The following is an 18,110-nucleotide window of genomic DNA, read 5'->3' as shown; positions in this document are numbered from 1 at the left end:
CAAACCGATCACTCAGTAGCGCTGATATTTGGAACCGAATTCCGGGCGATTTTCCGCGACGTACAGTTTGGTCTGTTCGGCGTTCTGTTGCAGTTTGAGGCCTTGGTGTTCGGCGTCGTTGCTGACGGTGTCGACGTTCAGGGTGCCGGACTGGCCGACGGTCGCCGCCGCGACAACCGGGGTGCTGGCGTGTGGGGCGGCGATGGCGGAGGTGGCGCCAATCAGAGAAACAATGAAGCCGAGTGCGATGATGTCTTTCATGATGTTGCTCCAGAGAGTGGGGAGAAGATGGGGCCCACTGTAGTGCTGGAGGGGTTTGATGTGAAAACACCCTTGCGCATAGTTGTTATCGAAGGTGTTGATGCGCGATCAGCGCGGTAGGGTATTGCTCAGCCAGCGCTGGCGCAGTTGCTCCAGACGACCGTCGGCCCGCAATGTATCCAGCGCCTGCTGCCAGCGTGCGACCTGTTCCGGATCGGTCTGCGGCGAAAAGGCAATGTAGGTGTTCTGTTTCATCAACGGGATCTGGTACTGCAAGCGTCCCGGCTCCATGCCTTGTTCGCGGGCGAGGGCGGCTTTGGACCAGGTATCGGAGACCACGAAATCGGTACGCCCCAGGCTGAACAGTCGCATCATCTGCTCCGGGGTTTCCACGCCGTAGAGGTTGTTCAGGTCTTGCCCTTGCAGATAGCTGTAGACCAGCCATTTGCGCGGTACGGTGATCCGGCCCAGGTGATCGGCTTCACGCAGGCTGTGCACGGGAGGCTGGAGATTGTCGCGGGCGTATAGCGCGGTTTCGACTTCGATCAGCGGCCCGACCCATTGATAGCGATCGTCGCGCGCATCGGTACGCAGCACGGTGAATACGCCGGTGTCGGGCGTGTCGCTGGCCATGCGCAGGGCGCGCAGCAGCGGGACTTGTTGCAGATGGATGCGGTCGCCGGTCTGGGTCGCCAGAGCCTGCACCACGTCCACACCGAATCCTGCGAGCTGATTGCCTTGCATGAAATGCAGGGGCGGGTGGTTGTCGGTGAGCAGTTGCAGATCCGCCGCAGTGGCCGTCAGGGCCAGCATTGACAGCAGACAGGCGGCAAATCGTTTCATGGATCGTCCCTGAACAAAACAATCGCGCAGCTTAGTACGAGCCATGACGGCTGTCGTGGGGAAACAGCGGGGCTTTTGTGTCAGAGAACAAGGCTTATCGGTAGTGATCGCTGCGGGGGCAGAGCGCCCCCGGCAGGAATCGACAACGGCGGTACAAACGATCAGTAACGCTGGTACTTGGAGCCGAACTCGGGACGGTTCTCGGCGACCAGTACGCTGCGGGCCGAACGTTCGCGCAGTTCCTGTAAGCGATCGGCACCCCCTTCGGCGACGCGTTCGCGCAGCTCTTGCAAGCGGTCCGCACCGCCCTCGGCGACGCGCTCACGCAGTTCCTGCAAACGATCCGCGCCGCCTTCAGCCACGCGTTCGCGCAGTTCCTGCAAGCGATCCGCGCCGCCTTCAGCCACGCGTTCGCGCAGTTCCTGCAAGCGATCCGCGCCACCTTCGGCTACGCGATCCTTCTGCAGGTTTTCCGAGCCGTATTCGGCAACCAGCGGCTGGGAGCTGGCGGACGCCAGGTCGGCCAGGGCCAAACCGCTGAACAGGCTGATTGCGAGTACCAGGGATTTCGAGGACTTGAACATGGTGCTTCTCCTTGCGTTTGAGATGAGTGAACCAGTGCTTTCTGGTGGGTTCATTCAAACGCGAGGGTGTATCGCTGATATGTGGTGTTGCGGCCCGAAAACGCGGATTACGTATCTGCGCGGCGAATTTATACAGAGCGATACAAATCCGTCAGGATTCGGCGAGCATCTCCACGGCGAAGGAGAAAACATAACCCTCGTTGCGCACGGTCTTGATGTAGGTCGGCTCGCGGGAGTCGTCCAGCAGACGCTGGCGCAGGCGGCTGACCAGCAAATCGATGGAGCGGTCGAACAGGTCCGCGTCGCGACCCTGGGTCAAATTCAACAACTGATCGCGGCTGAGCACCCGTTGCGGATGATCGAGAAACACCCGGAGCAGGCGATATTCGGCGCCGCTTAGGGCGACCATGGTGTCGTCTTCATCGAGCAGGTGTCGGGCGGTGGTGTCCAGGCGCCAGCGGCCGAACGCGAGCAGGCGTCCGGTTTCGGTGATCAGCAGATTGGGCGGCAGCATTCGCGTGCGGCGCAGCACGGCGTTGATCCGCGCCAGCAATTCGCGGGCAGCGAAGGGTTTGGTCAGGTAATCGTCGGCACCCATTTCCAGGCCGAGGATGCGGTCGGTCTGGTCGTCGCGGGCGGTGAGCATCAGGATCGGGATCGCCTTGTGCTTGCCGGCGCGCAGTTCGCGGCACAGCACCAGCCCGTCATCGCCGGGGAGCATGATGTCGAGCACGATCAGGTCGACCGTGTTGGCTTCCAGAAAACTGCGCATCTGCCGGCCATCGGCGACCACGGTGCTGCGCAGGCCGTTCTTGGTCAGGTAATTGCCGACCAGCTCGCGGATCTCGCGGTCATCGTCGACGATCAGGATGTGGTTGATGTGATCCATGGTTCGCTCTTTTTATAAGGAGTGCCCGAAGCGTTGCGCTTCGGGCACTGGTCGCTTCTAGTCAGGACACCACGCGATAGCACGGCACATACGCCGCGCCGCCCGGCAGTTTCATCCGGTGCTGGGCGACGAAGGCTTTGAGCAGCAGATCGAGGGGCTGCATGATCGCGGCGTCGCCACGGATCTGATACGGCCCGTGTTCCTCGATCAGGCGGATGCCCTTGTCCTTGACGTTGCCGGCGACGATCCCGGAGAACGCGCGGCGCAGGTTGGCCGCCAGTTCATGGGGCGGCTGATCGCGGTGCAGCTTGAGGTTGGCCATGTTTTCGTGGGTCGGATCGAACGGGCGCTGGAAGCCTTCGTCGATCTTCAGCAGCCAGTTGAAGTGGAACGCGTCGGCGCGTTCGCGGCGGAATTGCTTCACGGCCTTGAGGCCCGCCGTCATCTGCCGCGCCACTTCGGCCGGGTTGTCGATGATGATTTCGTAGTGCTTCTTCGCCGCTTCGCCGAGGGTGGCGGTGACGAAGGCGTCCAGTTGTTCCAGGTACGGCGCGGCGTGTTTCGGCCCGGTCAAAATCACCGGGAACGGCAGGCCGGCGTTGTCCGGGTGCATCAGGATGCCCAGCAGGTACAGGAATTCTTCGGCGGTGCCGGCGCCGCCCGGGAAGATGATGATGCCGTGGCCGACGCGGACGAAGGCTTCCAGGCGTTTTTCGATGTCCGGCAGGATCACCAGCTCGTTGACGATCGGGTTCGGCGCTTCGGCGGCGATGATGCCCGGCTCGGTCAGGCCCAGATAGCGGCCGCCATGAATGCGCTGTTTGGCGTGGGCGATGGTCGCGCCTTTCATCGGGCCTTTCATCACGCCCGGGCCGCAGCCGGTGCAGATATCGAGGCTGCGCAGGCCCAGTTCGTGGCCGACTTTCTTGGTGTATTTGTATTCTTCGGTGTTGATCGAGTGGCCGCCCCAGCACACGACGATTTTCGGCTCGACGCCCGGACGCAGGGTGCGCGCGTTGCGCAGCAGGTGGAAGACGTAGTCGCTGATGCCTTGGGAGGTGCTGAGGTCGATGCTCAGGGCATCGAGTTCGTTTTCGGTGTAGACGATATCGCGCAGGGCGCTGAACAGCATTTCCCGGGTGCTGGCGATCATTTCGCCGTCGACGAAGGCGTCGGCCGGGGCGTTCAACAGCTCCAGGCGCACACCGCGATCCTGCTGGTGGATGCGGATTTCGAAGTCCTTGTAGGCTTCAAGAATGGTTTTTGCGTTGTCGACATGGGCGCCAGTATTGAGGATGGCCAGGGCGCACTGGCGAAAGAGGGTGTAGGTGCTGCCGGTTCCGGCCTGGCTCAGTTGCTGAACTTCACGTTGGGAAAGGGTTTCGAGGCTGCCTTTTGGGCTGACCGAGGCATTGATTACGTGTCGTTGGGTCATGCAGTGATCCTTAAAACGATGTCATTGCCGGCATGGCCAATGGCATCCGAATAGTGTGTATCCATGAATGAAGATGGCACGATCTGCGTGGTATCGCCATGTCCCCGTTGGACGTTGAAAAGATGAAAAGGCGCTCCAGCATAGCTAAATCCGCCTCAGAGGCGATAATGCGCAGCCTCTTTTTAACTCAAGCCATGGAAGCCTGTCGCGATGTTCGAGATTCAACCGATCGATGCCATCACTTATCGCCAGCAGACCCGGCGCAGCACGCTGATCATCGCGGTGCTGTTCCTGGTGCTGGCGATGGCGTTTTCGACGGCGGCGGTGGCGCTGTTCGGCGAGCCGGGCGGGGATAACCTGCGGTTCAATGTCGGCGGGGTGTTTGGCGCATTTCTGCTGACAGCGGCGTTGCTGCGCGGGCGTTTCTGGAACCAGACCTGGATGGCCCCGGCGGTGTACGGCTGGCGGCTCAAGCGCAGCCTGATGAGCGTCACCAATGTGATGCATCAGGTGACGGCGGCGGTGGAGAAGGGTGATCCGGTGGCGATGAAGGTGCTGCGTTTCTATCACCTGGGGCTGACCCAGATGCATGAACTGGACGGTAACTCCAGCGATCACGCGCAATTGCACCGGGAAGTCGAAACACACAAGACGCGGATGGAAGCGCTCGGTCTGGATACCGATCAGACGCGCCTCGATCCGGCCTGGCTGGAAACCTTGAAAGCGCGTTAAAACGGAATGCGCGCGGCGCGCCGCAGTTTCCAGCGGCGAATCAGACGCCCGTAGACCAGCAGGTTGACCACCAGCACCACGCTGCCCAGCACCAACTGAATCTGCGGGGTCAGCCCCGCCGGGTAGATGATCGGCCAGATGTAATGTTCGATGAATCCGCCGGCGTATTCGGTCTGCCCGGCGGCGTGGCGCATCAGGTTTTCCCAATAGGTCAGCGGACAGGTCAGGTGCAACACCTCGACCGCCACGCCCCAGGCCGCCGCCGGCAAATGCAGCCACATCAGCCGCGGCCACTTGAGCACCAGCAGCCCGCCGAACAGCACGAACAGAATGAACAGCAAATGAAACAGCACCAGCCCGTCGGCGGCTATTCGATACAGCATGTCGTCTCCCTGACGCGTGTGTGAATGGTTGTCATGTTACGCCGGTAAACGACTGACGGAAGGAAGGATTTGCGCCAACTGCGCAAGATTGTTCAAGCCATGAACGGGCGTTTGCTGGCAGAGTCCGGGGCCTTGTCTCACGGTTGAAGCGTGTTATGTCTGACTCATTAATGCCGCGCAGTGCCTTTCTTCGCGGAGCCGCGGCGATCATGCCGTTATCGCTGGCCACCGCACCCTGGGGGCTGCTGGCCGGCTCCATGGCGATCGAAGCCAACCTCACGCCGCTGCAAGGGCAGGGCCTGTCGAGCATCGTGTTCGCCGGCGCTGCGCAATTGGTGGCGATCGGCATGCTCAAGGGCGGCGCGGGGATTTTCTCGATTCTGCTGACCACGCTGCTGCTGACTTCGCAGCATCTGCTTTATGGAATGAGCATGCGCCACGTGATTTCGCCGTTGCCGGGGCGCTGGCGTATCGGTCTGGGCTTTTTGCTCACTGATGAACTGTTCGCTCTGACCAGTCAGCATGATCGTCAGCAGTTCAGCCGCTGGTACGCCTTGGGCGTGGGTCTGACGTTTTACATCGCCTGGAACCTCTTCACCCTGGCCGGCATCGTGCTCGGCAGCAGCATTCCGGGGCTTGAGCATTTGGGGCTGGACTTCTCGATTGCCGCGACCTTCATTGCCCTGATCACCCCGGTGGTGCGCAATGTGCCGACGGTGGTCTGCGTGGCGGTGTCGCTGTTCTGCTCGGTGCTGTTCAGCTACTGGCAATGGGGTTCGGCGCTGGTGCTGTCGGGCCTGGCCGGCATGACCGCCGGGTTTATCTGCAACAAGCTGTATCGGGAGCGCACATGATGGTCTGGGCAGTGATTTTCGGCATGGGGATTCTGGTGTTCCTCAACCGTTACGTGTTTCTCGAACCGCGCCTGCCGGTGCGTTTGAGCAGTAACGCGCGGCAGTTTCTCGGGTTTGCCGTGCCGGGCATGTTGACCGCGATTTGCGGGCCGATTGTATTCATGCCGGACAAACAACTGAATCTGCAGTGGGATAACCCTTATCTGCTGAGCTCACTAGTGGCAATCGGTCTGGTGATCTACACGCGTAATACATTGCTTAGCATGCTATTGAGCATGGCGTTCTTCTTTCTATTGCGCTGGTGGCTTTAAGTTCTACGCTTAATGGATGAATTCCATTAGCGAGGTGAACATGGCAACCGAGCAGAAACGTCCCGAAAAAGATGACGAGCCGAGCGAAGAAGAGATCGAGCGGGAGAAACACAAGGAGCAGACCTGGAAGCATGACGACAGCCGCGAGTTGTCCGACCGTGATCAGGAACGCCCGCTGAAACCCTGAACGCCACAACGAAAAAGCCCCGCGATTGCGGGGCTTTTTCGTTTCATCAAAGATCGTCCAGCTGCGTGAAATCGGGGTGGGAGGCCCGATAACCCAAGGTCTTGTCGATCCAGGCATTCAGCTCGTTGACCATCACCGGCGGGTGGCAGGGATAGTTTTCGAGGGTGGCGCGCAGGATGCGGTCGATATCGGGTACGTCACGCAGGTTTCGAGTCTTTATGTAGTGGCCGATAAAACAGTCGAGTTGAAAGCGTTCTGTCGTGGACAGATGAATACACTCCAGGCCTGTGACCTGTTTGATTGCAAAATCGTCGCGCAACTTAGTTCTCTGCAAGGCTTGTTAAGTTTGTGGGGTATTCCTGGTTTTGCTGACTCTTTGGTCAACTGGTATGCCAAAAGGAAATGCGGCGCGCATGCTATCCGTAGTGTTTGTAAATGTATGTATGACGGTTGAAATGTCAGACAGGCGGTTAGTTCAATCAAACGACTGTTTATGTTGAATGTTTCGCGTTTGAAACACCGGGTGTAACGCGCAGGATTCAATTCGTGAATTCCTGCTCTTGATAACGCACCGTATCGGCATTTATTTACGTCACCGCTTCAATCAATTCAGACCCCTGATTGCGGGAGTTGCCCACCGCTTTGCCGACTTTGTGCCATTGGAACGCTTCGCTGGGTTCGGCTTCAAACAGCAGCATCTGCTCGGCGCGCTCGGTGGGCGTGGCGGGATCGAGCCATTCCTGTACCCGATCGGCGTGCAGCACAATCGGGCGACGGTCATGCACATCGAGCAAGCCACCTTCGCTGTCGGCGGTGATGATGACGAAGCCGTCGTCTTCCCGTGAGGGTTCGCCGGGTATCGGAAACTGGCCGATGGCGGCGCAGAAAACCGGTTGATGGTCGGCGCGACGAATCAGCCACGGCTGTCGGCTCTTGTCGGGTGCATCGACCCACTCGAACCAGTTGTCGACCGGCACGATCAGTCGATGGCGCCAGATCGCTCGAAAGAACGGCCCGTGGGCGACTTTTTCCACCCGCGCGTTGATTGGCGCGGCGCGATCCTTGGCCCAGTGCGGGCGCCAGCCCCAGCGCAGATTGTCGGCGTATAGCCGTTGTTGGTGCTGATGGAGGATCGCCAGTGACGTCGTGGGCGCAGCGTTGTAATGCGCCAGCGGTGCGTCGCCGACGTGATTGATCAGCGCATCGGGAATGCTCAGCACCGCGACAAAATCGTGGATGCCACGGTATTGCGACAGTCTCCCGCACATCGGCCGATCCTCCGGCGAACCAGCTGCCTGAAGGCTTCAGTTTAGTTGCACGGTTCAATCCTTGCTGCCCTGGCCGGTGAAGGCGTCGCGCCAGACCAGCCAGCGGCGTTCCAATATGGCCAGCAGGCCATCGCTGAGTTTGCCGAGCAGTGCCAGGACGATGATCGCGGCCAGCACGATGTCCGGTCGCGAAGTCTCGCGACCGTCACTGAGCAGGTAACCCAGCCCTTTGGTCGCCGCGATCAGTTCGGCCGCCACCAGAAACATCCACGACAGGCTCATGCCGCTGCGCAATCCGGTAAACAGACCGGGCAGGGCAGCTGGCAACAGAATCCGTCGCACCAGTTGCAGCGGACTGAAACCGTAGATATGCCCGACCTCCACCAGTTTGCGGTCGATGTTGCGAATCGCCGCGACCACGTTGACGTAAACCGGGAAGAACGCGCCGATGGCGATCAGGACGATTTTCGAGGTCTCGTCGATCCCCAGCCACAGCAACAACAGCGGCACCCAGGCCAGGCTGGGAATCGAACGCAGCGCGGCGAAGGTCGGTTCCAGATAGGCCTCGGCTTCGCGGCTGAGGCCGACCCATGCGGCGAACACCAGCGCCAGACTCGCGCCGATGGCAAACCCCAGCAGCACGCGAATCAGACTGGCGCCGATGTGTTTCCACAAGGCACCTTCGGCCAGATCTGTAAGGGTCAGGGCAATCTCGCTCGGCGCCGGCATCTGGTAGGACGGCAGCCAGCCGATGCGTACGATAAATTCCAAGGCGATCACGATCAGCAATGGCAGGGCCAGGCCCTTAAGGCGCCGGCGCCAGAGCGGATTCAGCAGTGGGAGTTTTCGCCGTGGTGCCGACAAGGCGAGGCGGGCGGGCAAGTCGTTGCTCATGGACGGTTCTCCGCTCACGACAAATCCGCGACGGGCGCGGACTTGTCATGAGCCTGATCGGTTACTGGGCGGCGGCGACTTGCTGGAAACCGGTGTCGATCAACTGATCGATGACCTGATCGACATTCACCCCACGGCGCACCAGTTCTTCGGAGACCAGAATCGGCGCGGCGGCTTTTGAGGCCAGCACGTCCCTGGCGGTCAGTTGCGGGCTGCTCAGGTCGGTGCGCGACAGTTGCAGCTTGGCCACGTCCAGCGGCAGGCCGGATTCGCTGGCGAGCAACTTGGCCAATTCTTCGGGGTTCTTCACCGACCACTCGCGGGCCTGCTCATAGGCCTTGATCACGGTGTCGATGGTTTGCGGGTGTTGCTTGGCGTATTGCTCGGTAACGCTGACCACGCCGTAGCTGTTGAAGTCGCGATTGCGGTACAGCAGGCGCGAACCGGCCTGCACCTGGCTGGCGGCCATGTGCGGATCGAGGCCGGCCCAGGCGTCGACATCGCCTTTCTCCAGCGCGGTGCGGCCGTCCGGGTGTTGCAGGTGCACCAGTTCCACATCGTCCTTTTTCAGCCCGGCCTGTTGCAGGGTGCGCAAGGTGAACAGGTACGGATCGGTGCCTTTGGTAGCGGCGATTTTCTTGCCCTTGAGGTCGGCGACGGACTGGATCGGCGAGTCCTTGCGCACCACCAGCGCGGTCCATTCGGCGCGGCTGTAGACGTAGACCGATTTGATCGGGCTGCCATTGGCGCGGCTGAGCACGGCAGCGAGGCTGGCCGACGAGGCGAAATCCACGCCGCCGCTGTTGAGGTACTCCAGCGAGCGGTTGCTGCCCTGGCTCAGCACCCAGCTGACTTTGCTCTGGGGCAGGGCTTTTTCCAGGTAGCCCAGATGTTTGAGCGCCAGGCTGACCGGCGAGTAATAGGCGTAATCCAGATGCACTTCGGCCGGCGGCGCTTCGGCAGCGTGGGCGAAAGGGTGCAGGCTCAGGGCGACTGCGCAGGCCGCGAGCAGCGTTTTGACGCGGGAAAACGGTAAGAGGGATTTCATGGGCACGCTCCGGCAAGGCAACAGATTCTCATGTCCAAAAAGATACTTTTATCGAATGCTTCCTGCATGAATGGAATATTGCAGGCTCTGTGCCATGTGCGCCTTGTCCCGTATTTACGGGGTCTAACGCCGGTTTTGCAGGTTTGAAGTGTTGCAGGGAGAACACTGTGCCGAGCCACTGTTGCTCGGCCAACAGTGCGGCGGGAAGGTGCTGAGCTTATGCGCTAATCGAATTTCAAATCTGATTTGTAAGAGCGTTATGGTCTATAAAAATCCCTCTGCAGGACTCGCCATGAAGCTCTCACGTTTCCTACGCGCCGCGTTGACCAGCGCACTGTTTGCCACGCCATTGACCTACGCTGCCGAACCCTTGGTCCTGCACGTCGGCGACCAGAATTACTACAACATCCGCGCGTCCATAGAGGCGTCCGGCGTGTTGAAGGACGCGCCTTACACGGTCGACTGGAAACACTTCCAGGCTGCCGCGCCATTGGCCGAGGCGTTGCAGACCGGATCCCTGGATCTGGGTTTCCTGGGGGATTCGGGGTTTCTGTTTCTGGCTGCCAAACAGGCGCCGGTGAAACTGATCGGGGTGTCGCGACAGAACCCGGACACCATCGCCCTGTTGGTGCCCAAGGATTCTCCGGTGAAAACCATCGAGGACCTGAAGGGCAAAAAAGTCGCCTACTGGCCGGGTGCCTGGAGTCAGCAATTGACCTTGCGGGCACTGGAGCAGGGCGGTTTGCCGGAGAACTACGTCGACTTCGTCAAGCTGATGCCGATCGATGCAGCCGCCGCGCTACCGCAAGGCAGCATCGATGCGTTCCCGGTCTGGGAACCCTACATTTCCCAGCAGATCGTGTTCTCCGGTGCGCGGCCGATTCTCACCGCGAAAAACCTGATGCCGGGTTTGAGCGCCATCGCCGCGTCTGCGCCGTCCATCGACAGCAAGCGCGAAGCGATCGCCGATTTCCTCGGGCGCCTGAAGCAGGCCCGGGCCTGGGTCGACAGCCACACCGACGAATACGCCGACCTGTGGGCGAAGAAAGCCAACCTCGATCAGCAGGTTTCGCGGCACTGGTTGCGCCAGGCGCACATGACGGTCGGCCCGGTCGATCAACAGGCTGCCGCCGATCTGCAAAGCACCGCCGACTTCCTGTTCAAGGTCAAGACGCTGCCGGCTCCGCTGGCCACGGCGGGGATCATCGACAGCTCGTTTCAACAGGCACTGGCACGCTGAGCGAGCGCCGGAACCAAACCCCGTGTATCTTTATCCAACCTCGGCCCATCTCAATGGGTCGCAGGGAGGCAGCAGCGGCGAAGGAGTTTTGCCAATCGACAACATGACCGCAACGGTCGGGCTCAAGGCAAAACATGACACAGTGGTTCAAGCTTTTCTGCGCGATGGTGGTGGCCGTCGGGCTGGCCGGGTGCATCGCCGCTCCCATCGAAATGACCGCGCAGACCGAGGCCCGGCTCAAGGCTCAGGCGCCTGTGCGATTCCTGTTGACCTTCGATGACGGGCCCAGCGCTTCCAGTCTTTTCAACCCGACCGACACCGTGCTCGACAGCCTCAAGGACAACCCGCTGCAGCCGGGGATCAAAGCGGTGTTTTTCGTCCAGACCCGCGCGCCGCGAGCGGGCAACAGTGAGATCGGCCGGCAGGTGATGCGCCGCGAGCACGCTGAAGGGCACATTCTGGGCTTTCACACTGCGACCCATTGGCACACCAATCATCGATTGCTCGACCCGGATGAGCTCGAAACCACGTTGACCAACGGCTCGGCGGACATCGCGGCGATCACCGGCGCGCCGCCAACATTGCTGCGTCCGCCGTTCTGGAACTACGACAAACGCACCTTCGCCGCCTATCAGCAGCACCACATGCAGGTTTTGCTGACTGACCTGAGCGCCAACGACGGCAAGATCTGGGGCTTCAACGCCAGCCCCCGGCGGCGGGCGAACATGCTGCGTCAGCTGTCGGAAGTCCGCGAACGGATTGCCCTCGGTGAATTGCCAACGGTGGACGGGGTGATTCCGGTGGTGGTGACCTTCCACGATCTCAACCGCTACACCGCCCGCCATACCCGCGAGTACTTGCAGATTCTGCTCGACAGCGCCGCCGCCACCGGCGTGCGACTGGCGGACAAACCGTTCTATGAGGATCGCGCAGCACTGGAAAAAGCCGCGCTGGCGCGCACGGTGGGTGAGTCGTCGAAGCCGGTGAATCTGCCGGGGATCTGGAACTGGATTTGGGACCATGACGCGCATTGAGAGTGGCGACTTGAAGATGTGAAGCGGTTGGCAAATTTTGCGGGTGTCGGTGAGAGCAAGGCGACAAAAGCTCATCTATGCTGATCGGGTCGCCCGAGCCTGCGCCTGTGAGGCGTGCCCCCATGATTGCCATTACCGACATTTGCCGCATCGTCGAATCCGGCTTTTCGCCGCTGTATTGCGATTGCACCGAAACGGCGCAGGGCCTCTTGCAGATCAAGGTTTACGAACCCGACAGCGGGCGTGTCAACCTGTTGCTCAACGGGGTGTCCCCGGAGCATCTGGTCACCATTCGTGACATCTCCAATTTCATCGGTGAATTGCGCACTGAGATGAGCGCCGGACGCCGGGCATTCGCCGGTTGAGGGTCAAAGGCGTCGCTGAAAGGCGCGGACGATGCTCAGCGTGGCGTCACTGACGTTCAGATTCTGCACCGCATCCAGCGGGTGCCAGAGACAGTCGACGATTTCATTCAGCGGGCGAACCTGATCGATGTTCAGCACCGATGCCTCGTAGACGTGGTGGCGGGTGCTGCCGTTCTGCAATTCCATCAGATAAAGCATGTCATCGCTGTCCAGCCCGGTTTCCTCCTTGAGTTCTCGGACGGCAGCTTGCGCGCGGGTTTCTCCCGGTTCGACGGTGCCCCCCGGAAGCGTCCAGCGGCACCTGGGTTTGCGCACCAGGAGAATGTGTCGATCCTGTTCGCAGATGACGGTTGCTCGTACTTTCATGTGTTACCCGATTGCCGGTTGTCATAAATCTGTCATGAATTAGCAATATTTGGGCCGCTACCGGTTTAGAGCTTCTGAGTGCCTGGAAGCGGCAAAAGTGCCGGAGACTTGACGCGGCCACGGTGCGACGTCCGGTCGGCACGACTGCGTGTTGCGGGTGTAAGGTGCAAAAGTTCGTTAGAAGACAGGAGGTGCCTATGAGCATGGCGATGCTGAACAAAATGCACATGAATGGCTACGACGTACTCAGCGTGAACAACGGCCCGTGGCGGGTCTGCACGCAGGGTGACCGGCTCGCTTCGTTTGCCAGTCGCGAAGAAGCGCTGGCCTACGCCGCTGCGCTGCCGGGGTACAAAAGCCGTGTACGCGGTCGCAAGACAGGCTGAAGGCCTGTGGAGAAAAAGCCCCGGATGTCCGGGGCTTTTTGTTGTGGACCGGGTGGGTTTCAGTGGACTTTGGTTCGGCTGATGGCGCGGGCTTTCACTTCCCGGGCATACAGTTGCAGGCGTTCTTCATCGCTTTGCAGCACTTCGCAGGATCGCAGTACCGCCTGGGCGTCCGCCTCGTTGCCCGACTGACGCAGTTGCTCGGCGATGCGCTTGAGGTCCACCGCCGACCATCTCAGGTCCGATGCCACGCTTTGCAGGTCACGCTGAAGTTCGTGTTCGTATTCATTGAGCCGCATGATCACCTCCGGAACATTCTCGGTAAAACAGAGTAGCCGCATTTTTCCGGTGTGGGGCAAGGTCTTCTGTCGGTGAGCTGAATGGCCCGGTTTTCGGGGAGTACCGGCAGAGCGCTACGATGGATGTCCGAACAGTTACAGGGTACATTTGCGTTTTTTCAGATGAAGGAATCACTATGCGGATGTTGATCGGAGGGATGCTGATGGCGGCATTGGCCGGTTGTTCGTTGCCTGCGTCACTGGTGCCGGGCGAGCCGAATGTCAGCAAGACCAGCGACAAGACTCCCAAGGACTACGCCGCATGTGTATTGCCGCTATGGCAGCAGGACGTTGCCAAGACGTCCCAGACAGCGATTTCAAATGGCTACCGGATCACCGCGCCGAGCATCGTCACCGCCGACGAGATTCTCGATGTGGTCAAGTACAAGGACGGCAGCCGCGTTTCCCTGTACCAGGGGCCGCCGTGGGCGAAGTCCGGGTCGTTGCGCAAAGCGGTGCGCGACTGCCTGTAATGGCGAAATAAAAAAGCAGAAACCGGAGATCGGTTTCTGCTTTTTTTTGCCTGCTGATCGGGCTCAGTCCGAGATGTCGGTGAGCGGAATGCCCGCGCCACCGGTTTTCTTTTCCCGGCGATCCTGCATCCAGTCTTCCACTTGGCTATTGAAGCCCGCCGGCGCCTTGCGCCCGACCTTTCTGGCGATGTCGAGGATGGTCTGTTGGGCGAGGGCTTCTTCCATACGCTTTTGCGCGGTCATCATCGCGGCGTGAATCGAGCAGGTGCCGTCCAGTGCCCAGTCCGGCGGGGAGCCGTCGAACAGCGCGCAGCGTCCGCGAATGTCCCGGCATTCGAAAATGTTCTTGGGACCATCGATGGCATTGACGATGTCGAGCAGGGTGATTTCGTCCGCCGGACGCGCCAGAGTGAAGCCGCCGCGCACACCGCCGGTGGATTCCACCAGTTTGCCTTTGGCCAGTTTGGTGAAGATCTTCGCCAGGTAATCCAGCGGCACCCCTTGCAGCTCTGCCAGGTCACGCACGCTGGCTTCACGACTGTCACCGCCGCTGCCCACCAGAAAGGCCAGGCAGTGAATGCCGTACTCGACCCCCGCACTGTAAAGCGACATAACTATCTCCGACTGTATTTGTCGCCGATGTTATCAGGGTTGTTCGTGGCAAACAATTCGGGAACACTTTGGTTTTTTGGCTATGAGGATCCCGTTTTTCTTGGTTTTCAGCTAAATCAACGAGTTAAAGAGGGTGGCTCAGATCAATCTGAGCTATCGAAGTTTTCGATGCTAATCATCACAAAATCTGACTTGTTGGATCTAAAGGCGACCAATAGAGTCGCCGTTATCCGGTGAGCAGCCTTCCGCGTTCTTGAAAAATACAGCCGAGTCCGCTCCCGATGATGTGAATCCTTCAACCTCATTCAGTGACTTGGCTTCGTGCCTGGAGAGAACAATGAAACAGCACATTCTGGTAATCGGCGCAGGTTTCGGTGGCATGTGGACGGCGTTGAGCGCCACGCGTCTGGTCGACATTCACAATCGGGACAACATCGAAGTGACCGTGTTGGCGCCGCAGGCCGAGCTGCGCGTTCGTCCGCGTTTCTACGAGCCGAATGCCCACACGCTGGCGGCGCCGCTGGGCGATCTGTTCGACGCGGTCGGCGTCAACTTCATCAAAGGCGCGGCGAACACCATCGACGTACAGGCGAAAACCGTGGGCTACACCGACGCAGCCGGTGCGCAGCAGGTGTTCAACTACGACAAACTGGTACTGGCCTCCGGCAGCGGCCTGGCCCTGCCGGACACCCCGGGCGTGGCGCAATACGCGTTTGACGTCGACCAGATCGAAGCCGCCATCCGCCTGGAAAACCACCTCGATTCGCTGATTGGCCTGCCTGAAAGCCAGGCGCGCAACACCGTGGTCGTCGCTGGCGGTGGTTTCACCGGTATTGAAACCGCCACTGAAATGCCGGCGCGTCTGCGGGCTGTGCTGGGCGCTGATGCCAAGGTTCAAGTGATCATCGTTGACCGTGGGCAGAAAGTCGGCGCTTCCATGGGCGAAGCCATCAGCGTGTCGATTGCTGAAGCTAGCGAAGAGTTGGGCGTGGAGTGGCGACTGGGTGTGTCGGTGCTGTCGGTCGATGAAAACGGCGTGACCCTGTCGGACGGCCAGCGCATCGAGGCAAAAACCGTGGTCTGGACCACCGGTGTGCGCGCCAGCTCCCTGACCGAACAGATTCCTGCCGAGCGTGATCGCCAGGGCCGTCTGCACGTTGATGCCAACCTGAAAGTCATCGGCCAGGACGACATCTTCGCCACCGGCGACGTGGCTTACGCGGCCACCGACGATGTCGGCAACTTCGCCCTGATGACCTGCCAGCACGCGATTTCCCTCGGTCGTCACGCCGGCAACAACGTCGCGGCGCAGATTCTGGGTGTCGACCCGACGCCGTACAGCCAACCGAAGTACGTGACCTGCCTCGACCTCGGCGCCTGGGGCGCGGTGTACACCGAAGGCTGGGATCGTCAGGTGAAACTGGTCAAGGAAGAGGGCAAGTCGCTCAAGACCCAGATCAACACCCAGTGGATCTACCCGCCGGCGGCTGACCGCGCGAGCGCGCTGGCGGCTGCGGATCCGATGATTCCCGTGGTCGCGTAAAACGACGTGTCGCAGACAATCCCGCCCGGTTGACGCTGGGCGGGATTTTTTTCGTTCAGATTCCGCAGACCTCTCCGGTAAGTACCACCCGACCGAACTCGGCGTTGGTCTCCTGAGGTGTGATGGCGAGCAACTGGTCGAGGCGAATTTCCTGTTGCGCGCCCAGTTGTTCGATCACCAGAAATTCTTCTTTGTCACTGCTGGTTCGCGTGGTCACGGCCCGGGCCATCAGCCGCTGACCGTCGATCAGCTCGATGTCCAGCTGATAGCCGCGCAGGCAGGCGATTTCCAGGTAGTCGTGCAGATCACAGTTCAACGGCTGATAACGGGTCATTGCGTTACTCCTCGAAACCTTGCAGGGTGATGATGAAATAGCCGTCTTCGGCGATGGCCTTGGCGACCTGCGGATTGGCCGGCTCGCTGTGGCAGAACAGACACTGGCTCTGGGAAATGTCTTCGTCCTGCAAGCCGTTGTCCATCAGGAACTGCCGGGCGTAGGCCTTTGCCGCTTCGGCTTCGCGATCGGTCAGTACGTCAAAATGAAGATAGCGGCCATCTTTGGTGCGCACGTGGGTATCGAATACTTTGACGAACATTATTGGCTCTCCTGCATTTTCCAGGTGCCGGGCAGCGAGAGGTTGCCCGAGGCGATGTCGTAGACGCTGCTGACACACAGCAGCGGGTTGTGCAGGTCGGCATTGACCTTCAGCGCTGCGGTGACGCCGTCATAGTTGAAGCTTTGCGGGAAACCGACGGCAGCCAGCGGCACGCGGATCTGCGCGGCGTTCTGTTTCACACTCAGGTCGTAGCCGGGGGAGTCGATGTAAATCGGCGCGCCGGGCCAGGTCGCGGGCAGTTTCGGTTTGGCGTCCTTGGGGATGTCGCGCACTTTCAGGCCTCCGGGGCCGCAGCTTTCATCCTTGCTCAGAACCACCCAGTGCGAGTGCCAGAGGCCACCATCGTTGTCCTTCTTGCCATCCTTGTTTTCATCCAGCTGCGGGGTGTCATCGAAGTCCGGATGCGAGGTCAGAGCGAGGGCGAGAATGCCTGAGTTCGCTTCAAAACCGACGGCGCCGCTGTCGAGGCTGGTGGGCCAGACGTAGCTGTAGACCTCGGCGCCGGCGAATGAACCCTTGGCGGTCGGCACGCGGCTGCCGGCCTTGCCATCGACCAATTGTTCGAAGACCAGGGTGTTGCCGTCCTTGAAAACACGGGTGTGGACCAGATCGAACGCGGCGTCGGTTTTACCGGGTTCGCTGTGAATGCCTTCAGGTCCGTGGGCCCAGGCTTGTGTTGCCAGAAGCGTGCTGATAGTCAATGCCAATGCGCTTTTCATGGGATGCCTCAAAGTGTATTTTAAGTTTCGAATCGACACCGCAATCCTAAAGTGACACTGCTTTTTGTCAATAAGGTTTTTAAACGATACTATTTATCGATCCCATTGAAACAGGCGATGACCGTGTTGTTTGACCTGCTGGAAAGATTGTCGAGCCTGACCCGCGTGTGGTTTCGCGAACACCCGCTGCTGGCCGAACTGCAACCGATTCAACTCAGCGCGCTGCTGTACCTGGCGCGGTGCAACCGCTATTCGAATACGCCGCTGGCGGTTACCGATTATCTGGGCCTGACCAAGGGCACCGTGTCGCAGTCGCTGAAGGCGCTGGAGACCCATGGTTTTCTGACCAAGGTTCCGGACGCCCGAGACAAACGCAGTGTGCATCTGGAACTGACGACCACTGCGCGCGAACTGATCGACGCAGTGATGCCGCCGGATTTCCTGAGCAATGCCGCGCAACGCATGGGCGCGCGTGCCGGCGATCTGGAGGGCTTGCTGCTGGAGTTGCTGCGCAACATTCAACACAGCGAAAACGTACCCAGTTACGGGCTTTGCCGGACTTGTCGCTTCCACCAGACATCGACTGCCGGCGCCGTCTGCGGATTGACCGGCGAAGCGTTGGCCCCGCCGGAAATCGAACTGATCTGTCGCGAGCATCGGTTACCTGAAGAAATCCCTGTTTGATCTTCTTTGTGCCACGGCTGTGACTAATCCTCACGGCTCCCTGT

The 18,110-nt window shown here is 60.2% G+C and carries 27 protein-coding genes; 11 read left to right on the top strand and 16 right to left on the bottom strand.

The genetic code is table 11. The features are described 5' to 3' along the window. Positions 1-12 precede the first annotated feature (12 nt). The 5 genes from EIY71_RS14835 to ppnN all read right to left on the bottom strand — a co-directional run bounded on the left by EIY71_RS14835 (position 13) and on the right by ppnN (position 4,012). Positions 13-261 carry a hypothetical protein gene (locus tag EIY71_RS14835; protein ID WP_039767006.1) on the bottom strand — a complete coding sequence of 83 codons (249 nt, stop codon included), beginning with the start codon at positions 259-261 and terminating at the stop codon, positions 13-15. Positions 262-369: 108 nt separating this feature from the next. Further along, positions 370-1,104 carry an ABC transporter substrate-binding protein gene (locus EIY71_RS14830; protein WP_085746179.1) on the bottom strand — a complete coding sequence of 245 codons (735 nt, stop codon included), beginning with the start codon at positions 1,102-1,104 and terminating at the stop codon, positions 370-372. 161 nt (positions 1,105-1,265) lie between these two features. Then, positions 1,266-1,688: a hypothetical protein gene (locus EIY71_RS14825; RefSeq protein WP_085746180.1), complete on the bottom strand. Its 423-nt coding sequence runs from the start codon at positions 1,686-1,688 to the stop codon at positions 1,266-1,268. Between the two features lie 151 nt (positions 1,689-1,839). Next, entirely contained in the window at positions 1,840-2,577 is a 738-nt protein-coding gene (locus tag EIY71_RS14820) for a response regulator (RefSeq protein WP_039766999.1), read from the bottom strand. A 61-nt stretch (positions 2,578-2,638) separates the two neighbouring features. Next, positions 2,639-4,012, bottom strand: coding sequence for a nucleotide 5'-monophosphate nucleosidase PpnN (gene ppnN, locus EIY71_RS14815; protein ID WP_039766997.1), 1,374 nt, complete (start codon positions 4,010-4,012; stop codon positions 2,639-2,641). A 210-nt stretch (positions 4,013-4,222) separates the two neighbouring features. On the opposite strand from ppnN, the gene EIY71_RS14810 reads away from it, so the two are divergent. Continuing rightward, positions 4,223-4,744 (top strand): DUF3087 domain-containing protein, encoded by a 522-nt coding sequence (locus EIY71_RS14810; RefSeq protein WP_085746182.1) that lies wholly within the window; start codon positions 4,223-4,225, stop codon positions 4,742-4,744. On the opposite strand, the gene EIY71_RS14805 is transcribed toward EIY71_RS14810, so the two are convergent. After that, entirely contained in the window at positions 4,741-5,127 is a 387-nt protein-coding gene (locus EIY71_RS14805) for a DUF2784 domain-containing protein (RefSeq protein ID WP_007950517.1), read from the bottom strand. The two genes, EIY71_RS14810 and EIY71_RS14805, sit on opposite strands and share 4 nt — an antisense overlap. 155 nt (positions 5,128-5,282) lie before the next feature. Here EIY71_RS14805 and EIY71_RS14800 point away from each other — a divergent pair, with 155 nt between their 5' ends. Genes EIY71_RS14800 through EIY71_RS28565 form a run of 3 tightly spaced genes read left to right on the top strand, consistent with a single transcriptional unit; the run spans position 5,283 to position 6,479 of the window. After that, complete coding sequence (locus EIY71_RS14800) at positions 5,283-5,981, top strand: AzlC family ABC transporter permease (protein ID WP_134022132.1); 699 nt, start codon at positions 5,283-5,285, stop codon at positions 5,979-5,981. Further along, entirely contained in the window at positions 5,981-6,292 is a 312-nt protein-coding gene (locus tag EIY71_RS14795; protein ID WP_164872179.1) for an AzlD domain-containing protein, read from the top strand. Before EIY71_RS14800 ends, EIY71_RS14795 begins: the two co-directional genes overlap by 1 nt. Positions 6,293-6,332: 40 nt before the next feature. After that, on the top strand, positions 6,333-6,479 hold the full coding sequence (locus EIY71_RS28565; protein ID WP_165369550.1) for a hypothetical protein: 147 nt from the start codon (positions 6,333-6,335) through the stop codon (positions 6,477-6,479). 46 nt (positions 6,480-6,525) lie between these two features. Here EIY71_RS28565 and EIY71_RS14790 read toward each other — a convergent pair whose 3' ends face one another. The 4 genes from EIY71_RS14790 to EIY71_RS14775 form a co-directional block, all read right to left on the bottom strand. Then, positions 6,526-6,798: a hypothetical protein gene (locus EIY71_RS14790; protein ID WP_085605099.1), complete on the bottom strand. Its 273-nt coding sequence runs from the start codon at positions 6,796-6,798 to the stop codon at positions 6,526-6,528. A 268-nt stretch (positions 6,799-7,066) separates the two neighbouring features. After that, positions 7,067-7,747, bottom strand: coding sequence for an SOS response-associated peptidase (locus tag EIY71_RS14785; RefSeq protein ID WP_134022130.1), 681 nt, complete (start codon positions 7,745-7,747; stop codon positions 7,067-7,069). Between the two features lie 54 nt (positions 7,748-7,801). Then, on the bottom strand, positions 7,802-8,641 hold the full coding sequence (locus EIY71_RS14780; protein WP_011334671.1) for an ABC transporter permease: 840 nt from the start codon (positions 8,639-8,641) through the stop codon (positions 7,802-7,804). Positions 8,642-8,702: 61 nt separating this feature from the next. Further along, positions 8,703-9,689 carry an aliphatic sulfonate ABC transporter substrate-binding protein gene (locus EIY71_RS14775; RefSeq protein ID WP_085746185.1) on the bottom strand — a complete coding sequence of 329 codons (987 nt, stop codon included), beginning with the start codon at positions 9,687-9,689 and terminating at the stop codon, positions 8,703-8,705. A gap of 292 nt (positions 9,690-9,981) precedes the next feature. On the opposite strand from EIY71_RS14775, the gene EIY71_RS14770 reads away from it, so the two are divergent. The 3 genes from EIY71_RS14770 to EIY71_RS14760 all read left to right on the top strand — a co-directional run bounded on the left by EIY71_RS14770 (position 9,982) and on the right by EIY71_RS14760 (position 12,328). Further along, a complete protein-coding gene (locus EIY71_RS14770) occupies positions 9,982-10,929 on the top strand; it encodes an ABC transporter substrate-binding protein (protein ID WP_085746186.1) in 948 nt (315 codons plus the stop codon). A 134-nt stretch (positions 10,930-11,063) separates the two neighbouring features. Beyond that, on the top strand, positions 11,064-11,963 hold the full coding sequence (locus tag EIY71_RS14765) for a polysaccharide deacetylase family protein (RefSeq protein ID WP_085746187.1): 900 nt from the start codon (positions 11,064-11,066) through the stop codon (positions 11,961-11,963). Between the two features lie 122 nt (positions 11,964-12,085). Continuing rightward, the gene (locus EIY71_RS14760; protein ID WP_007950507.1) at positions 12,086-12,328 is read left to right on the top strand and encodes a DUF1652 domain-containing protein; all 243 of its coding nucleotides are present in this window, start codon (positions 12,086-12,088) and stop codon (positions 12,326-12,328) included. A 3-nt stretch (positions 12,329-12,331) separates the two neighbouring features. On the opposite strand, the gene EIY71_RS14755 is transcribed toward EIY71_RS14760, so the two are convergent. Then, entirely contained in the window at positions 12,332-12,694 is a 363-nt protein-coding gene (locus EIY71_RS14755; protein WP_085602944.1) for an NUDIX hydrolase, read from the bottom strand. A 197-nt stretch (positions 12,695-12,891) separates the two neighbouring features. Between EIY71_RS14755 and EIY71_RS14750 the strand changes: the two genes are divergently transcribed. Further along, positions 12,892-13,080 carry a hypothetical protein gene (locus EIY71_RS14750; RefSeq protein ID WP_039766970.1) on the top strand — a complete coding sequence of 63 codons (189 nt, stop codon included), beginning with the start codon at positions 12,892-12,894 and terminating at the stop codon, positions 13,078-13,080. Between the two features lie 59 nt (positions 13,081-13,139). On the opposite strand, the gene EIY71_RS14745 is transcribed toward EIY71_RS14750, so the two are convergent. Next, complete coding sequence (locus tag EIY71_RS14745; RefSeq protein WP_007950501.1) at positions 13,140-13,379, bottom strand: hypothetical protein; 240 nt, start codon at positions 13,377-13,379, stop codon at positions 13,140-13,142. A 176-nt stretch (positions 13,380-13,555) separates the two neighbouring features. On the opposite strand from EIY71_RS14745, the gene EIY71_RS14740 reads away from it, so the two are divergent. Beyond that, positions 13,556-13,891: a hypothetical protein gene (locus tag EIY71_RS14740; RefSeq protein WP_041475321.1), complete on the top strand. Its 336-nt coding sequence runs from the start codon at positions 13,556-13,558 to the stop codon at positions 13,889-13,891. A gap of 63 nt (positions 13,892-13,954) precedes the next feature. Here EIY71_RS14740 and EIY71_RS14735 read toward each other — a convergent pair whose 3' ends face one another. Further along, complete coding sequence (locus EIY71_RS14735) at positions 13,955-14,503, bottom strand: Rrf2 family transcriptional regulator (protein WP_007950499.1); 549 nt, start codon at positions 14,501-14,503, stop codon at positions 13,955-13,957. 337 nt (positions 14,504-14,840) lie between these two features. Here EIY71_RS14735 and EIY71_RS14730 point away from each other — a divergent pair, with 337 nt between their 5' ends. Continuing rightward, the gene (locus EIY71_RS14730) at positions 14,841-16,046 is read left to right on the top strand and encodes an NAD(P)/FAD-dependent oxidoreductase (protein ID WP_134022128.1); all 1,206 of its coding nucleotides are present in this window, start codon (positions 14,841-14,843) and stop codon (positions 16,044-16,046) included. Between the two features lie 55 nt (positions 16,047-16,101). Here EIY71_RS14730 and EIY71_RS14725 read toward each other — a convergent pair whose 3' ends face one another. Genes EIY71_RS14725 through EIY71_RS14715 form a run of 3 tightly spaced genes read right to left on the bottom strand, consistent with a single transcriptional unit; the run spans position 16,102 to position 17,382 of the window. Next, positions 16,102-16,380: a Rho-binding antiterminator gene (locus EIY71_RS14725; protein ID WP_102717555.1), complete on the bottom strand. Its 279-nt coding sequence runs from the start codon at positions 16,378-16,380 to the stop codon at positions 16,102-16,104. 4 nt (positions 16,381-16,384) lie between these two features. Next, on the bottom strand, positions 16,385-16,642 hold the full coding sequence (locus EIY71_RS14720) for a DUF2024 family protein (RefSeq protein WP_007950496.1): 258 nt from the start codon (positions 16,640-16,642) through the stop codon (positions 16,385-16,387). Next, positions 16,642-17,382, bottom strand: a complete 741-nt coding sequence (locus EIY71_RS14715) for a hypothetical protein (RefSeq protein WP_102717554.1) — start codon at positions 17,380-17,382, stop codon at positions 16,642-16,644. Before EIY71_RS14715 ends, EIY71_RS14720 begins: the two co-directional genes overlap by 1 nt. 117 nt (positions 17,383-17,499) lie before the next feature. Between EIY71_RS14715 and EIY71_RS14710 the strand changes: the two genes are divergently transcribed. After that, positions 17,500-18,066 (top strand): MarR family winged helix-turn-helix transcriptional regulator, encoded by a 567-nt coding sequence (locus tag EIY71_RS14710; RefSeq protein WP_102687084.1) that lies wholly within the window; start codon positions 17,500-17,502, stop codon positions 18,064-18,066. Positions 18,067-18,110: the final 44 nt, after the last annotated feature.

Origin of the sequence: Pseudomonas sp. CH235, from assembly GCF_004368175.1 — a bacterium.
Taxonomy (GTDB): domain Bacteria; phylum Pseudomonadota; class Gammaproteobacteria; order Pseudomonadales; family Pseudomonadaceae; genus Aquipseudomonas; species Aquipseudomonas paraglycinae.
Note: the sequence above shows the minus strand (reverse complement) of the source record. Positions and strands in the feature narration are given on the sequence as shown.

Coding starts and splice junctions, on each gene's coding strand:
- EIY71_RS14745 (WP_007950501.1), bottom strand. CDS start 13,379: ATGCGGCTCAATGAATACGAACACGAACTTCAGCGTGACCTGCAAAGC.
- EIY71_RS14805 (WP_007950517.1), bottom strand. CDS start 5,127: ATGCTGTATCGAATAGCCGCCGACGGGCTGGTGCTGTTTCATTTGCTG.
- EIY71_RS14785 (WP_134022130.1), bottom strand. CDS start 7,747: ATGTGCGGGAGACTGTCGCAATACCGTGGCATCCACGATTTTGTCGCG.
- EIY71_RS14730 (WP_134022128.1), top strand. CDS start 14,841: ATGAAACAGCACATTCTGGTAATCGGCGCAGGTTTCGGTGGCATGTGG.
- EIY71_RS14735 (WP_007950499.1), bottom strand. CDS start 14,503: ATGTCGCTTTACAGTGCGGGGGTCGAGTACGGCATTCACTGCCTGGCC.
- EIY71_RS14770 (WP_085746186.1), top strand. CDS start 9,982: ATGAAGCTCTCACGTTTCCTACGCGCCGCGTTGACCAGCGCACTGTTT.
- EIY71_RS14820 (WP_039766999.1), bottom strand. CDS start 2,577: ATGGATCACATCAACCACATCCTGATCGTCGACGATGACCGCGAGATC.
- EIY71_RS14825 (WP_085746180.1), bottom strand. CDS start 1,688: ATGTTCAAGTCCTCGAAATCCCTGGTACTCGCAATCAGCCTGTTCAGC.
- EIY71_RS14780 (WP_011334671.1), bottom strand. CDS start 8,641: ATGAGCAACGACTTGCCCGCCCGCCTCGCCTTGTCGGCACCACGGCGA.
- EIY71_RS14795 (WP_164872179.1), top strand. CDS start 5,981: ATGGTCTGGGCAGTGATTTTCGGCATGGGGATTCTGGTGTTCCTCAAC.
- EIY71_RS14755 (WP_085602944.1), bottom strand. CDS start 12,694: ATGAAAGTACGAGCAACCGTCATCTGCGAACAGGATCGACACATTCTC.
- EIY71_RS14800 (WP_134022132.1), top strand. CDS start 5,283: ATGTCTGACTCATTAATGCCGCGCAGTGCCTTTCTTCGCGGAGCCGCG.
- EIY71_RS14720 (WP_007950496.1), bottom strand. CDS start 16,642: ATGTTCGTCAAAGTATTCGATACCCACGTGCGCACCAAAGATGGCCGC.
- EIY71_RS14760 (WP_007950507.1), top strand. CDS start 12,086: ATGATTGCCATTACCGACATTTGCCGCATCGTCGAATCCGGCTTTTCG.
- EIY71_RS14810 (WP_085746182.1), top strand. CDS start 4,223: ATGTTCGAGATTCAACCGATCGATGCCATCACTTATCGCCAGCAGACC.
- EIY71_RS14765 (WP_085746187.1), top strand. CDS start 11,064: ATGACACAGTGGTTCAAGCTTTTCTGCGCGATGGTGGTGGCCGTCGGG.
- EIY71_RS28565 (WP_165369550.1), top strand. CDS start 6,333: ATGGCAACCGAGCAGAAACGTCCCGAAAAAGATGACGAGCCGAGCGAA.
- EIY71_RS14710 (WP_102687084.1), top strand. CDS start 17,500: ATGACCGTGTTGTTTGACCTGCTGGAAAGATTGTCGAGCCTGACCCGC.
- EIY71_RS14740 (WP_041475321.1), top strand. CDS start 13,556: ATGCGGATGTTGATCGGAGGGATGCTGATGGCGGCATTGGCCGGTTGT.
- ppnN (WP_039766997.1), bottom strand. CDS start 4,012: ATGACCCAACGACACGTAATCAATGCCTCGGTCAGCCCAAAAGGCAGC.
- EIY71_RS14715 (WP_102717554.1), bottom strand. CDS start 17,382: ATGAAAAGCGCATTGGCATTGACTATCAGCACGCTTCTGGCAACACAA.
- EIY71_RS14835 (WP_039767006.1), bottom strand. CDS start 261: ATGAAAGACATCATCGCACTCGGCTTCATTGTTTCTCTGATTGGCGCC.
- EIY71_RS14775 (WP_085746185.1), bottom strand. CDS start 9,689: ATGAAATCCCTCTTACCGTTTTCCCGCGTCAAAACGCTGCTCGCGGCC.
- EIY71_RS14830 (WP_085746179.1), bottom strand. CDS start 1,104: ATGAAACGATTTGCCGCCTGTCTGCTGTCAATGCTGGCCCTGACGGCC.
- EIY71_RS14750 (WP_039766970.1), top strand. CDS start 12,892: ATGAGCATGGCGATGCTGAACAAAATGCACATGAATGGCTACGACGTA.
- EIY71_RS14725 (WP_102717555.1), bottom strand. CDS start 16,380: ATGACCCGTTATCAGCCGTTGAACTGTGATCTGCACGACTACCTGGAA.